Source organism: Bradyrhizobium sp. 179, assembly GCF_023073535.1.
GTDB lineage: Bacteria > Pseudomonadota > Alphaproteobacteria > Rhizobiales > Xanthobacteraceae > Bradyrhizobium.
Map to the genome: position 1 here is coordinate 249,750 of NZ_JADPJR010000136.1, position 14,392 is coordinate 264,141.

At 57.5% G+C, this 14,392-nt stretch carries 12 protein-coding genes; 10 read left to right on the plus strand and 2 right to left on the minus strand.

Going from position 1 to position 14,392, the window contains the following annotated elements; translation table 11 throughout:
* Nucleotides 1–409 precede the first annotated feature (409 nt).
* Entirely contained in the window at nucleotides 410–1,480 is a 1,071-nt protein-coding gene (locus IVB12_RS32170; protein ID WP_247305531.1) for a glycosyltransferase family 2 protein, read from the plus strand.
* A 26-nt stretch (nucleotides 1,481–1,506) separates the two neighbouring features.
* On the opposite strand, the gene IVB12_RS32175 is transcribed toward IVB12_RS32170, so the two are convergent.
* Nucleotides 1,507–2,787 carry a hypothetical protein gene (locus IVB12_RS32175; RefSeq protein WP_247279501.1) on the minus strand — a complete coding sequence of 427 codons (1,281 nt, stop codon included), beginning with the start codon at nucleotides 2,785–2,787 and terminating at the stop codon, nucleotides 1,507–1,509.
* A gap of 131 nt (nucleotides 2,788–2,918) precedes the next feature.
* Here IVB12_RS32175 and IVB12_RS32180 point away from each other — a divergent pair, with 131 nt between their 5' ends.
* From IVB12_RS32180 to IVB12_RS32205, 6 genes are all read left to right on the plus strand, one after another.
* Nucleotides 2,919–4,112: an acyltransferase gene (locus IVB12_RS32180; RefSeq protein ID WP_247305534.1), complete on the plus strand. Its 1,194-nt coding sequence runs from the start codon at nucleotides 2,919–2,921 to the stop codon at nucleotides 4,110–4,112.
* Nucleotides 4,063–5,607 (plus strand): glycoside hydrolase family 16 protein, encoded by a 1,545-nt coding sequence (locus IVB12_RS32185; protein ID WP_247305538.1) that lies wholly within the window; start codon nucleotides 4,063–4,065, stop codon nucleotides 5,605–5,607. The genes IVB12_RS32180 and IVB12_RS32185 overlap by 50 nt, the downstream gene beginning before the upstream one ends.
* Nucleotides 5,608–5,784: 177 nt before the next feature.
* Nucleotides 5,785–6,885 (plus strand): glycosyltransferase family 61 protein, encoded by a 1,101-nt coding sequence (locus tag IVB12_RS32190; protein ID WP_247305541.1) that lies wholly within the window; start codon nucleotides 5,785–5,787, stop codon nucleotides 6,883–6,885.
* Nucleotides 6,886–6,898: 13 nt separating this feature from the next.
* Entirely contained in the window at nucleotides 6,899–8,446 is a 1,548-nt protein-coding gene (locus IVB12_RS32195) for a lipopolysaccharide biosynthesis protein (RefSeq protein WP_247305544.1), read from the plus strand.
* A gap of 5 nt (nucleotides 8,447–8,451) precedes the next feature.
* The gene (gene gmd, locus IVB12_RS32200; protein ID WP_247305546.1) at nucleotides 8,452–9,534 is read left to right on the plus strand and encodes a GDP-mannose 4,6-dehydratase; all 1,083 of its coding nucleotides are present in this window, start codon (nucleotides 8,452–8,454) and stop codon (nucleotides 9,532–9,534) included.
* The gene (locus IVB12_RS32205; protein WP_276576807.1) at nucleotides 9,515–10,471 is read left to right on the plus strand and encodes a GDP-L-fucose synthase; all 957 of its coding nucleotides are present in this window, start codon (nucleotides 9,515–9,517) and stop codon (nucleotides 10,469–10,471) included. Before gmd ends, IVB12_RS32205 begins: the two co-directional genes overlap by 20 nt.
* A 94-nt stretch (nucleotides 10,472–10,565) precedes the next feature.
* Here IVB12_RS32205 and IVB12_RS32210 read toward each other — a convergent pair whose 3' ends face one another.
* Nucleotides 10,566–11,366 carry an FkbM family methyltransferase gene (locus IVB12_RS32210; protein WP_247305549.1) on the minus strand — a complete coding sequence of 267 codons (801 nt, stop codon included), beginning with the start codon at nucleotides 11,364–11,366 and terminating at the stop codon, nucleotides 10,566–10,568.
* A gap of 432 nt (nucleotides 11,367–11,798) precedes the next feature.
* Between IVB12_RS32210 and IVB12_RS32215 the strand changes: the two genes are divergently transcribed.
* From IVB12_RS32215 to IVB12_RS32225, 3 genes are all read left to right on the plus strand, one after another.
* Nucleotides 11,799–12,926 (plus strand): polysaccharide pyruvyl transferase family protein, encoded by a 1,128-nt coding sequence (locus tag IVB12_RS32215; RefSeq protein WP_247305552.1) that lies wholly within the window; start codon nucleotides 11,799–11,801, stop codon nucleotides 12,924–12,926.
* 177 nt (nucleotides 12,927–13,103) lie between these two features.
* Nucleotides 13,104–13,499, plus strand: a complete 396-nt coding sequence (locus tag IVB12_RS32220) for a hypothetical protein (RefSeq protein WP_247305558.1) — start codon at nucleotides 13,104–13,106, stop codon at nucleotides 13,497–13,499.
* A 57-nt stretch (nucleotides 13,500–13,556) separates the two neighbouring features.
* Entirely contained in the window at nucleotides 13,557–14,375 is an 819-nt protein-coding gene (locus tag IVB12_RS32225) for a glycosyltransferase family 25 protein (protein ID WP_247305561.1), read from the plus strand.
* The last annotated feature ends 17 nt before the right edge of the window (nucleotides 14,376–14,392 follow it).

The window sequence follows — 14,392 nt, forward strand, 5'->3', positions numbered from 1 at the left end:
GCGACCGAAGCCGGAAATTTGAGCATCGGCCGTCGTTGGGAGGAGCGATGAAGCGATAGCTACACATATCGCCACATAACCGTCTGAGCGCCTAGATCGGTTATCATGCATCTTCACTGCTCTGCACATCCATGATGGTTGGGGCCAGCTCTCGAAAGAAGCCGCGATTGTCGCGGCAGGATAGAGTTGCAGTTGCGGCAACAGAATGACAGGTAAAATAGTTCCCGGGATTGCAGGCGGGAATCTTGCCTCTTCCTTGCGCTTGAAAACACGTGCTAGAGGCTGCACCTTCCTGGAGTAAGTGTCTGACGCCCGTCGACTGTGATGTTCTGTCGGCCGTCATGCGACGTACTTGCAACGCGAGTATTCTAGGCGGCGAATGTTGAAGGAGATACCAGGACCCGCTGTGTTGCCGGAAGTCGAACCGGCGACCCTGCCGCGCCTCTCGGTCGTCATTCCGAACCACAATTACGCAGCTTATGTGGGATCCGCGATCCGCAGCGCGCTGGACATACGATGGCCAAACGTCGAAGTGATCGTCGTCGATGACGGGTCGACGGACCATTCACTCGACGTCATCAACGAATTTGCAGACGAAGTCACAATCATCAGCCAGGCGAACGCCGGGCAGATGATGTCATGTGTGAACGGCTTTCGCAGGTCTTCCGGTGATATCATCATATTTCTCGACTCGGACGATGCCTTGCATCCTGATGTCATGACGGAGATCGTATCCGTCTGGTCCAAAGCCGCGAGCAAATATCAGTTTCAGATGCGCGTGATCGATGCCGAGGGGCAGCCGACCGGAAACGTCCTGCCGCAGTACTTCTCCTGTCCGTCCTCGGAGGACGTCCGCAAGTGGATGGCAACCACCGGCGCCTATCCGACGCCGCCCGGGTCGGGAAACGCCTACCCGAAATGGTTTGTCGAGCGTGTCTTCGGCTTTGAATCCGACTTCGTTGATCGGGCTCCGGACAGTTATCTTTTGGCGGCCGCTCCTGCATGTGGCGAGATCGTAACGATCACTAAGCCGTTGGCAGACTACCGCGTGCACGGCCTCAATCACGGGGCTTTCCTTCAACTCGATGATACCCGCTTTGCGAGAGAAATCGACCTCACGCGGAGGCGATACAAATTCTTTTCCGAGATCGCGCGCGCGGAGAAGCTGCCGGTTGCGCCCGATGCGCTCAAGAGCAATTTGATATTTCTTTGTTTGCGGATAGCGTCGTTCAAGCTGCGGCCGGACCTTCATCCAATCGCGGCGGATAGTTCATTGAGCATCGCTGTCGATGCGCTTGGAGCGGCTGCGTCGCCGCAAGGTTTCTCAAGATCGCAGCGCATATCGCTGCTGGCTTGGATCTTCTGCACTCTGATCAGTCCGCAATACTTCCGTCGTGCCCTGGTGAGTTTGCGCTACGTGCCCGCCCAGCGGCCGAAATGGTTGCGCGCTTTGCTCGGTCGATTCCGCATCATTCGATGATCGGGCGCAGGGCTGGGACACTTCGGTCAGACGGCAGCTTTGGGACGGATCGACCTCAGGCCGGCGCCTGGCGGCTGCGACCATACGCACAGCATTGCCATCATGATCAGAAATGGAGCCATGGCCAAGTTGCCGCCGCCGAGCTGATAGCAGGCCAGCATTGTCAATGCGAGCATCGAGTTGTCTTTCCTGAATATCGAGAGGATGAGATAGAACAGGAAAATCAGTAGCCCGATAATTCCGTAATCCGCGACGAGCTTGAGAACGGGATTTCCGCTGCCGCCAAAGTAGGCAGGCGACCGTTCCAATCCGCCGGGCCCCGAGCCGATGAGCACTCTGTCGGTCCGAAAGAGATAGTCCCAAGTCTGTAGTTGTGCGACGTAGCGAGCATAGCCGCTCGACTTGGTTGAACTGAATTCATCAAGCCTACTAACGATGGGATCAAAAGGTTCCGGTGCAACGAGGTACGTTGTGCCGATCGTCAAGGCAACGGCCGCCCCGATGGCGATTACCCGCAGTGATTTGAGCGGAGCAATCAGGGGATAGGCACCAAGGGACACGACGAGCACCAGGAGGCCCGATCCGGACCGAGTGAGCACGTACGAGATGGCGTACAACGGAAGATAGGCAAGTCGCCGCAAAATGAACACGTCGACGACCACACCTATAGCGAGCAATTGGGACAGCGCTCCCGGCTCCATTGGGAAAAAACCGTTCGCGCGCCGATTCAACGACCCATAAAATTCCACCGCATTTTGATTGTAGGCGGACTCGACGAGGACCGGATCGAGCGCCGGGATTGCATCCTTGAACGAGAAGATGCGTATTCCGCCGAATTGAAGAACGATCTGGACGATTGCCAGAACGGCGCACAGCCGAACATAGAACAGGAAGACGGGAAGGACCGCCTCGTTCGAGAATTTCGTCGAGGGTCCGAACAGGAAGATCGAATTCGTGACAAGAACCATCGCAAGTGATGCCGGGCTGGTCTCGACACCGCGATCGGGAGATTCGGCTGCGGCGACCGCGCTGAAGAGAAACCAGACGACGACGAGTCCGAATGCGAGAGTCTGCGGCCCGCGAATGCTCACCAGACCAACCCACCATCCCCACGCCACGAGCGCGAAGAATCCGAACAGCGAAAAGAAGATCTGTCCGGTCCCGATGAGGAGCCCGAAGCGCTGCATGCAAATGCACAGAATGAAGGCGATATGCGCGAAAATGACGCTGTTGGTCTCGTCGCTTGACGCTGCTGCAGCGCGCTTGTTAGACGAGGTTCTGGCTGGGAATGTGTCGAGGCTCACCATGTTGGGACTCGTCGATTACTGTCTCTTGGCGCCTTGGTTGCGTCTGGGCACAGGGTAACGATCGCGATCGACCTTGGTCTCTCTCGTGAGGCTGTTCACCCTCTATACTCGAGCCTGTAGCGACTTCCCACATGGAACACAACGCGAGCGCAAGATTTAACCCTTACGTTCATGGTGCCAGAGGTTTGTTTTGCCTCATGGTATTCGTCTATCACGTCGTTCATTCCGGACTGCCCACGTTCGATCTGTTTGCCAAGGGGCCGTTGGGAGAAGCGCTGCAGACCGGGAAATTCGGTGTCGAGTTCTTCTTCGGCATCAGTGGAATCGTGATTCTGCCAAGCCTGTATCGGGCATCCTCGGTCGTGACCTTTATTCTTGATCGCTATGCGAGGATTCTTCCTGTGCTCTGGGCGACCGTGATCGCGATCGCGAGTTTTGGCTGGCTTTCAGGAAGGGGTCCAAGTCTGCTGCTGGTTGGTGCAAATCTGTTGGCGCCGCCTCCATTCATTGACATCATCCAGATCAATCCCGCCGCGTGGTCGCTCGGATACGAATTCCTGTTCTATGGAGTATGTGCCGCCGTCTTCCTGATCAGCGGCGTCAGTCGGCCGCTGGCCCTGGCATTAGCCGTCAGTTCGCTGATCTTGCTCGTGTACTATCCCCGCGCGCTCCTGATGATTGGTGGCGTGCTCATTGCGGAGAAGTACCTATCGTCGACCTTGTTGCAATCCTTGGCGAAGTACCCGGCGATCTTCTTTGTGCTATTCCTGACTGTCTGGAGAGGCCTCGAGCTTGCCAGCGCAACAGACTACGTTGGCTTTGTGACGCCGGCACATTTGTCATTCCATGACTGGATCTCTGCTTTTCCATTTCTTGTTCTTGGTGGCGTCTTCGGGACTATTTTCCTGCTTGGCGTGTCCGGAGGAAACGGTCTGTTCGGAAGAATGCTGCGTTGGCAGGTGATGCAATGGCTGGGAACGATCAGCTTCAGTTTTTATCTCTGGCCGCCGATCGTCATGGCTGGGGTCAAGCTGATCATGTATCGAACGGGCATGGTCGATGCATTGGGGAGCGGATCGCAACTTTGTTTCCTCCTGGTCTCGCTTCCGCCGTCGCTTATCGTTGCGACGGTCAGCCATCGCTTCCTTGAAGTGAAGGTGACGGGACAGATTCGAAAACGGCTCGACAGGGGCTCGGAAGCGAAACCGGCAGTCCGGCCGATCAATCAAGCACTCGACGGCACTCAAGGAGGGAACCTGATCGGGGAACAGTCAAATGTTCTTGATTGTTCGACAAGTCACCGCCCCAAAACGATCGCAAGTTAACTGTCTATTTGGGAAAAAGCCGCAGAGCCGTGCGCTCGATTGTGCCGGTTTGCGACGTGGCAGCGTCACCGCTGCCATCGTCTTTGCGCATTGGGCCAGCACAGCGTTTCCCAGCCGGGCTAAGAGCCGAACCGAAAGGATCTCGTTGATGATCGCAGCCGTGCGCACGCAAATCCTTTGTGTCGCCTCGATAGTCGTTGCACTCGGATCCGCGACGCCGGCCTGGTGCGCTGGCTGGGAGCTAGTTTTTTCGGATGAGTTCAACGGCGACAAGCTTGATCGGACCAAATGGGCCACCCGATACATCTACAACAACGAAACGATGGATCGCTTCAACGATGAAAAGCAGCGTTACCGCGACAACCACGTGATGTCCGAGGGTGCGCTGAATCTGATTGCAAAAAAGAATGAAGGGGCGGACACGTTCGATTCCGCGATGATCCGGAGCCATCAGACATTCTACTACGGCTACTATGAAGCGCGGGTCTTTCTTCCGAATGCGCGGGGATCGTGGCCGGCATTCTGGCTCGAAGCCGACTACGACATCGATGGAAAGTTCTGGCATCCGCCGGAGATCGACATTTTCGAGTACGTCATCAATGGCGTGGAAGACAAGCCGAACATGCTGCACTCGAATGCCATGAGTAAAGATAAGTGGACGCCGCAGTCCTACACGTATGTGGACAGCTCGTTCGTGCTCAGGTTTCAGGACATGGTCAGCAAGGAGGATCTGAACAAGGACTGGCATATTGCCGGCTTCGTTTGGGCTCCTGACCGCATTTCGTTCTTCTGGGACGGTCGTCTCGTCTACACGCGCATGTACCAGTGGCTCAGGAAGGACGGCCAACTGGGGCCGCCGGCGCACATCGATCTCAATTTCGCTGTCGGCGGAGCAGCGTGGGCCGGTCGGCACGGGATCGATGATGCGGCTTTCCCGCAAACGTTCAAGATCGACTACGTTCGCGTCTGCCAGTTCACGTCCTCTGAGCGCGGAAGCCGAAAATGCGGTCCGAGCGACGTGACACCGGATCCGAATGATTTTGGATATAAGGCAGCGCTCAACGACATGCCCAAGCCGACATTTCTCAACGTTACGAATGTGGTGGCGGATAAGAAGCCGAATGCGGGGGTGTTGTCACTGAGCACAACCGACCCGCTCAAGATCGAAATTCCGGTCAAGATTCCGGACGACTATCCTACAAATCGAACGATTCATGCGTACGTCTTCGATGCAACAACCGGCGCGATGGTCGCATCGGCAAAGAAGCCGCTACAACAGGTCTCTCGCAAGGACGCGGAAGATGGCGTCAGTGTGATCGAATTTGCGCTGCCGGCCGTACCGCGTGAAGGGAACTATCTGCTGGGCAGCAAACTGACGGCTGAAGTCGCGGGCGAGGTCGGCCCCAAAGAAGTCCCAGTTGCTTGCGACACCACGGTGATCCAACCAAAAAAGGCCAGATCTTGCCGTCTATTGTCGCTGCATGTGCGCCGCTGATCGGAGGGGTGCATCCAGCGTGAGCACAACTCCGTGGATCTGGATCAAGCCGAGCACCGCTGATTGCGATCGGCACGCTGTCCGAGGGTCGGTCTGAATTTTGCTTTGGCTGTGGCAGGTGAGGCCTCATGCGGGCTTGCCTGTCACGGTCAGTGTCTCTTGCATGGGTAGTCGTCCATGAACTCAACGGTTCGCGCCGTCAGGCAAATTCTTCGTGGTGCATTGCGCGGCAGCCCGAGCCGGCTTTGTGATCATCGCACGTGGCGAAGTGAACATCCGCATACCTGGCTGACTGCCGTCGATGAAGAGGTACTGGCGCGGAAGGCGCCGGTTCGATTCGGCAGCCGCGACGCAGGTTTCGGTGAAAGCGTTGACAACAGAATGCCCGAGCTGGGCATTCTCCGCCTGGACAAGGCCCGAATCCTCGGTCCCGACGGCTGGCTCGTGACGGAGGATGGATCGCTGCTCTACGAGAGCACCTGGTACGGATCGTCGTTCTCGCGCCATCCGCGATCAGTTGCCTACGGGACGCCGCTGCCGCTAAGTGGCACCTGTCTCTCGCTGGCGAGTGATTTCGCCGGAGGAAACTATGGGCACTTCCTGCTCGATTGCCTGGGACGCTTGGCGCTATTTCAGAAAAGTGGCCTGTCGCTCGATGATGTCGATTATGTCTATTTGCCCAAGCCTGCGTCCGAAACGGCAGCCAAACTCGTTCGCCGGCTTGGAATTCCAATGCGCAAGTGCGTGTGGGCAGGCGAGGAGGATATCCAGGCCGATCTCGTGATTGGCACTTCGTTTCCAGGCTTGCGACGGAATTATGCGCCATGGCTTACGGAGTTCTTCCGCTTGCAGCTAGCCAAGTCGCCGCTTCGTCACGACAGGCGCGTATACGTTCCGCGCAAAGGACAAAGGAAGGTTGCTAACGAAGAAGAGCTGATGCCTGCACTGAAAAAGTTCGGCTTCCAGATCTACGAATTTGACCACGTCGAGGATGAAGCGGCGTTTTTCGCGGAATGCTCGATTGTCGTTGGCCCACATGGTGCAGGGCTGACCAATCTCGTATTCTGCTCGCCTGGAACGCAGGTCCTGGAGCTGATTCCCTCAGACCACGTGCATCCCTACTACTACACGATCGCAACGTCCGCCGGCGCGGACTATTCCTATATCGTGGGAGACAGCAAGGGAACGCGCCCGCAGGGCGCGTTTGGACCCAGTCCATTCGATTTCGAGGTTGCGCCTGACATCTTCGAGCGCGCACTGGAAACCATATGCCAATGAACGAGCATTGAAAATGGTCGCTCTTGGTGCGCGTACGCCGCTCCCTTTGTCGAAAAATTCAATCGCCATCGGAGCTGCCTGGATCGGCGTGAGCCGGCTGGTGGTTGCCAGTCTCGGCTTCCTGAACACGCTCATATTGGCGAGAATGCTCACGCCGGAAGATTTCGGCCTGGTTGCTGTCGCGACGGCCATCATTGCTGTTCTGACATCTATGACTGAACTGTCCCTGGCATCGGCCCTCATTCACCACAAGGATCCAAGTGAAGATCAATTCCACGCCGCGTGGACGTTGGGCCTGGCTCGTGCCTGCTTGCTCGCACTCTTGCTGTCGTTGCTTGCTTATCCGGTGGCGCTGTCCTACGGCGATGGCCGCTTGATTCCAATCTTGTTGGTCCTGAGCTGTTCGATTGTAATATCCGGCCTTCGAAACCCGATGCTAGCGATGATGCAGCGTCAACTCGTCTTCTGGCAGGAATTTGTGACGAGCAGCAGCCGGGCGCTCGCAACCATCCTCGTCTCCTCCGGGATCGCCATTTGCTTCAGGAGCTACTGGGCACTGATCGCCGGGACCGTCGTCGCCAACTTCATCGATGTCGTTGCCTCTTATCTGATCCAGCCGTTTCGGCCGAAATTCCGGATAAAGGGTAGCCGCTCCCTATTCTCGTTCTCTGTGTGGCTATCGCTCGGACAGGCCGTCAGCACGCTGAACTGGCGTTTCGACCAGATCATCATCGGATATTTTCTTGGGAAATCCACCCTGGGCGGATATGTGCTGGGCAGCGACCTGGCCGCCACGCCGACAAGAGAAGCAACAAATCCGCTCGCCGGGACGCTGTTTCCCGCGTTCGTGAGGCTGAGGGACGACAAAGCGGCCCTTCAACGAGCTTATCTGTCGGCGCAATCAATGCTGTGTGTGATCGCCTTTCCGGCCGGGTTCGGCTTCGCGTTGATCGCCGATCAATTCGTTCCGCTCGCGCTGGGTGAGGCCTGGGCAGGCGCGACAATCGTGATCCAGCTCCTCGGTGGTGCAATTGCGTTGCATACGCTCAGCGCGACCGTCCAACCCCTTGGTCTGGCGCTTGGGCAGACGCGCAGGTTATTTCATCGCGACGTTGCGATCCTGATCGTGAGGCTGCCTGTCATTGTTGCCGGCTTGTGGGTAGGGGGGTTACTTGGCCTGCTGGTCGCTCGCGTGGCGGTTACGCTCGGCGGTGTCGTCTACAACATGGTCCTGGTCCGCGAACTGATTGACGCTTCTGTCTCCCGGCAATTTCTCGTGAATCTGAGGACCGCTTTGTCCACCTGCACGATGATCATTGTCGGTCTTCTGACCAATTGGGCTTTCATTACATTTTTTGGCCATGAGTCTCACGTCTATGCTCGGTTGATTGCCGTTGTTCTCGTGAGCGCTCTTGCCTATGTCGGGTCACTTATTGGAGTCTGGCGAGCGACAGGCTCGCCGGCCGGGCCCGAGCGTGAGATCCTGCGAATCCTGGGCGCAATCGCCGACAGGTTTGGAAAAACTGGGAAAGTCATCGATGAGAATCGAGCGATCGGGTGAGCAATATGAATGAAAGATCGAAGCGCCGCGTCGCGCTGATTACGGGCGTCACGGGTCAGGACGGTGCCTATCTCGCCGAGTACCTGGTCGGCCTGGGCTACGCCGTTCACGGCATCAAGCGGCGATCGTCCTCATTCAACACCGCCCGTGTCGATCATCTTTATCAGGATCCGCATGCCGGCAATGTGCCGTTCCTGATGCATTACGGCGATATGACGGATTCGACAAACCTGATCCGTCTAATGCAGCAGATCCGGCCAACAGAGATCTATAATCTGGCTGCACAGAGCCATGTGGCGGTCAGTTTCGAGAGCCCGGAATATACCGCGAACGCGGATGCGATTGGAACGCTGCGGCTATTGGAAGCGATCCGCATTCTCGGCATGGAGAGGGAGACGCGGTTCTATCAGGCGTCCACCTCCGAGCTCTACGGCCTCGTGCAGGAAGTGCCGCAGAAGGAAACGACCCCCTTTTACCCACGCTCCCCTTACGCGGTGGCGAAGCTCTATGCCTATTGGATCACGGTGAACTACCGCGAGGCCTACGGCATGTTTGCCTCGAACGGCATTCTCTTCAACCACGAGAGCCCGATCCGCGGCGAAACCTTCGTCACCCGCAAGATCACGCGTGCCGTTGCCCGCATCGAGACGGGTCTCGAAGAGACGCTGTATCTCGGAAATCTCGAGGCCAAGCGCGACTGGGGCCACGCCAGGGATTATGTCGAAGGCATGCACATGATCCTGCAGGCCGAGCGGCCTGACGATTTCGTGCTGGCAACCGGGGAGACTCGCTCGGTGCGCGAATTCGTGGAACTCGCCTTTGCCGAAGTCGGCCGCAAAATCGAATGGCGGGGCAAGGGCGTCGAGGAATCCGGTATTGACATGAAGTCAGGCAGGATCGTCGTGCGGGTCGACCCGACCTATTTCCGTCCCACCGAGGTCGATCTCCTGATTGGCGATCCCAGCAAGGTGCGCGAGAAGCTCGGCTGGAAATCCAGGACCCCTTTCGCGCAACTGGTCAAGGAAATGGTGGCGTCCGATTTGCTCGAGGCCAAGCGAGAGGTTGCCAATGGCAAGCACTCTATTTGAGCTGGCAGGCAAGACCGTCTTCGTCGCCGGCCATCGCGGCATGGTTGGCTCCGCGTTGGTGCGACGGCTCGCAGAGGAAAATGTCGAGTTGCTGACGGTGTCGCGGAGCGAGGTAGACCTGCGTGACCAGGCCGCCGTCGATAGATGGTTCGCTGCAAGGCGTCCGCAAGCAGTGTTCCTTGCTGCCGCCAAGGTCGGTGGCATCGTCGCCAACAATACGCTACGCGCCGAGTTCCTCTACGACAATCTCGCGATCGCGACCAACGTCATTCACGCCGCTCATGTTAATCGATGCGAGAAGCTGATGTTCTTTGGCTCCTCATGCATCTACCCCAAACTCGCAGTCCAGCCGCTGCGCGAAGAGTCGATGCTGACTGGTCCGCTGGAGCCGACCAACGAACCTTACGCGATCGCCAAGATCGCCGGCATCAAGATGGTCGAGGCCTATCGTAGCCAGTACGGTTCAAATTTCATCAGTGTGATGCCGACCAACCTCTATGGGCGCGGCGACAATTATCATCCAGAATACAGCCACGTCGTCGCGGCGTTGATCCGCCGCTTCCATGAGGCCAAGACGTCGGGAGCGAAGAACGTCGTGGTGTGGGGCACCGGCACGCCGCGGCGCGAATTCCTCTTTGTCGACGATCTGGCAGACGCCTGCATCCACCTGATGAAGACCTATTCGAGCGGCGAGCTCGTCAACATCGGCACCGGCGTGGACATTGAGATCGCCGAATTCGCCCGCCTGGTCGCGGAGACCGTCGGCTATTCCGGCGAGATCAGCTTTGACACCTCGCGCCCCGACGGCACCCCGCGCAAATTGCTCGACGTCAACCGGTTGGCGAAACTGGGTTGGCGAGCCAAGACCCCGCTCGAGGATGGGCTCAAGCTGGCCTATCAGGCATATCTCGGCGAGAACCGGCAGGCGGGAGAGTAGGGAGCGCACTTCTGCCATTGCGAGCTAACGGTCGAGCCTCCGCGCGCCCGTTGTCCGCGGCTGGCGCGATTCATCGGCGCGGCCACGGAGGCGATCACTCCGGAGCGAACCAGCACTTCGGCAGCACGACATCATCCCTGTTGGCGACGTTTCTCCTGTCGAGGTCGTGAGGAAACCGTCTCGCAGGCGTTCGGCGAGAAACGCGATCCTTGCGCAAGAACGAGAATTCCATGATCGGCGGGACCTTGAACTCCCTGTATTCGATGGGTTTGAAGTAATTATTCGGATGAATGTGTACGACGTCGAAGTGCTTGGTGATCTTCTTGAAGACAGCGCCGATCAGCTTGAGACCGATGGGATTGAGAATTCTGTCCATGGAATGGAATTCGATGATCATGATCCTGAAGCGCTTCAGGTCGTCGCAGCTCGTTTCGATGAGAACCTCGTATTCGCCGCCTTCAATGTCCATCTGGAGGATGAGATCGCCGGTCCGAGGGCCCTTTCTCGACATCCAGTTCTCTAAAGTCATGAACTTGGCGTTGTTTTCGTTTCCGAGGAATTTCTTTTCGAAATCGAGTAGGTCATTGCGGATCGCGGGTGCATCCACCGAGAAGTCAGCGAGGAAACATGGGATGCCGCGTTCGGCAAGGCCGAGCTCGAAGTCAGAGACGTTGTAGACGCCCGGCGAAAAGCAACCGACGCAGCCATCGAGGTCATCCGGAACCAAATAGCCGCCATCAGCCGATCCGCCCAGTCGAATCAATTTCTTGTCCGTCACGACAGGGAAAAGGTCCCGGAAGAATTCCTTGAGCTCCTCCTCCTTTGAGGTGCCGGATATCATAAAGTCGTTATCAAGCAGGCGGGCTTTTACGTAGTCTTTCAACAAACCGATCATGCGGTTGACTCCGAGCTCGCTAACGCATCTGGGTGCAGGCTTGCTGCAACAAGCGGCATTCCCGCAGGCTCGCTGCCTATGTTCGTTGCGATCAACACATTTGCCTGCCTTAAGACTTCAATAGATTCGATTCTTGTCATGAATATGTGCGGTGTTGTCGCTAATCGGCAGCGGTGCCGAGACTTGCCTTTTGGCTGCTAAGCCGATCTATTCCGTGCTCTGGAACCCGGTCAGCTTCCGCATCGGCGAGGGGACACCGAGAGAGGCACGAGAGCGTGATAGAAGCAGAAGCCGGCTGAGCGCGAAAGATCGAATGACTGACCGGGGAAGCTCGCAGCGCAACCGTCCGGCGTTCTCGCTGGCGGCACGCAGATGCGTCGTTCGCACAACCATAGCGGGTACCTGGCGCAATGGCAGAAGTGGATTAGTCGAATGGGAAGTTTTGCCGATGCATCGAAAGCCGTTCGATGCTGTGATGCGACCAACGGGACCGAACTCAGGACGATGGCCGAAATTCCCATGAAGGACTCCCGTACACTGATTGCAGAAATGCAGGACGAGATCGAAAAGGTCATCGGGCCTCATCTGGAGGGTGTCGAGGATTTTGCGCTGGTGGATTTCCCCAACCACTCGAATGTGGGCGACAGCGCCATATGGTTGGGTGAAGAGACCTATCTGCAGAGGAAGCTAGGCCGAGCCCCGTCCTACGTCTGCACCTATGACACCTGGTCAAAGGAAGAGTTTGAAAGAGCCGTTCCTGTCGGACCGATCCTTATCCATGGTGGAGGCAATTTCGGCGACCTGTGGCCCAGCCATCAGGAGTTTCGGCTCAGGCTTCTGTCGGAGTTTCCGGATCGCCAGATCATTCAGTTGCCGCAAACCATACACTTCTCCTCGAAGGCAAGTCTCAAGCGCGCCGCGGAGATCATCAACTCGCATAAAAAATTCCGGATTCTGGTCCGCGACGTGCAAAGTTTGAATATCGCGACAACGGAATTTACTGCGCCCGCCGATCTCTGTCCGGACATGGCGTTCTGTCTGGGGGCGCAGAGTTCGCCAGCGGCAGTAACCAGGAAATTGTTGCTGCTGCTCCGAACAGATCACGAGAAGGTGGAGCAAAAGCGTTTTCCGCCGCTCCCGAATTTTGCGGTTGTCGAGGACTGGCTCATCGAACAACGAGGCTTGGGAAAGTGGTTGTTTGTCAAGGCGCTGCTCGAGACGGCGCTCCTCTTGCTCAAGGGCAGGACGCCGTCGGAGCTTGACGTGCGCATTCGGTGGTTTCACCTACTCGCGTCGAACCGTGTAGCCCGTGGAATGAGGCAGGTTGGATCGTCGGCCTACGTGATCACGGACCGGCTTCACACGCACATCTTTTGCGTGTTGCTGAATGTGCCGCACTCGCTCCTTGACAACAATTATGGGAAAATCAGCACGTTCGTCGATGCGTGGAGCAAGCCCTTCGAAAAGTTGAGTCAGCCACTGAGCACGAGTGTGGACGACGCCCTCGCAAAATTCCTGAATATCGGCCAGGGCAGTTCGGCCCCGACGGATCAAGGTTGACGGTCGGCGTTTACGCAATTCCCAGAAGGAATTTCCTACGATCCCGCGTCGCGCACGATCAAGGCGGACTTCACGGCCGAAGGCAATGCCGGGCGGTCTCATGTCGTCGTTTATGGCTACAAACCTGACGGTTCAACGATGGAGCCCCTGCGATTCTCGATCAATCGCGGCCCGCGCGTGACGACGCGCCCCCTTCCGACTGGCGCCTATCATCCAGGCATCCGCGGCAATACCACGTCGCTCGGGACAGCTTTTGATGCCGACCCGCTGACCACAGGCTACAAGGACCGAAACCGCGGCGTCGCCGTTGGCTTCGACAACATGTCGATCTCCGGCTCGGTGCTGCGCCTCGGAGCGCGCAAGGCAACAGCGCGCGAGCAGGAATTCCTTACGCCGACCGACCGGTCCATCAATGGAGGCGTGCGGCCGCACCTCTCTGCGATGATCCATACCGCCGGGGCGTTTGCATACTACCCGACCGCCAACGCCGTCATCGTCGAGATACGTGGCCGATTCAGCCCCAGGCTTACAAATCCGGCCGGCTCCTTGTCAGCACAGACAGGTTCGCGGTAATCGTTTGGAGATCACGTGCAAAACGGTTCCCAATCAAGATGTCGGACTGATCGATCAATGGGCAGCAATCTCAGAATTGTGGCGATTAGTTTGGCCGGTTCCGTGCGCCGCGAGCGCGCGCGTGCAAATCTGGAGTCGCTTGAGATTCCATGGACCTTCTTTGATGCCCTGCGTGTGCCCGCCAAGGGGCTCCCGCAATATGATGAGGCGCTGGCCATTCGCTTTTGGGGCAGGGGCCTTTCAGGTGCCGAGATCGGCTGCGCAGCGAGTCATATGAGCATCATGGCGCAAGTCGCAGCGTCAGACACCGACAATTCATGGACACTTGTGATCGAAGACGACGTCATCCTCGATGCCGGGTTCAGCTTTCGATCGCTTCCTGACATCTGCAAGGCTGCCGAGATCGGCTATCTCCGGCTGTATGGGCGACACATGGCGCCGTGCAAGCACGTGGCCTGGCTGGATCAGCGGGAATTGGTGCGGTTTGAGCGTGCGCCAATGGGAACGCAGGCTTATCTGATTTCCGGCCGTGCCGCGCGTCGATTTATCGACAGCGTGACAACGATCCATCGGCCAATCGACTGGGAGATGGACCGCTTCTGGGCAAATGGCCTCCACAATTATGCCTTGTTTCCTTTTCCGTGTCTTGAGCTGACGCTGACATCTTCGATCGTAAAGGCGGCGGAGTCGGTTCACGGGCCTACTGCGCTCGATAGAGCGGCTCGGTTTGCGTGGAAATCAAAGGAATATGTTCTGCGCCTGACGGAAAATCTCCGTCTTCGCCAGTCCGACAGGCGGATTCGCGCCCGCCTCGCCGGCGCATCCAGTCTTTCCGGGCCAATGCCGGAGACAATTCGTACGATCGAAAGCGTGTGATCGACGAGGGCATGGGA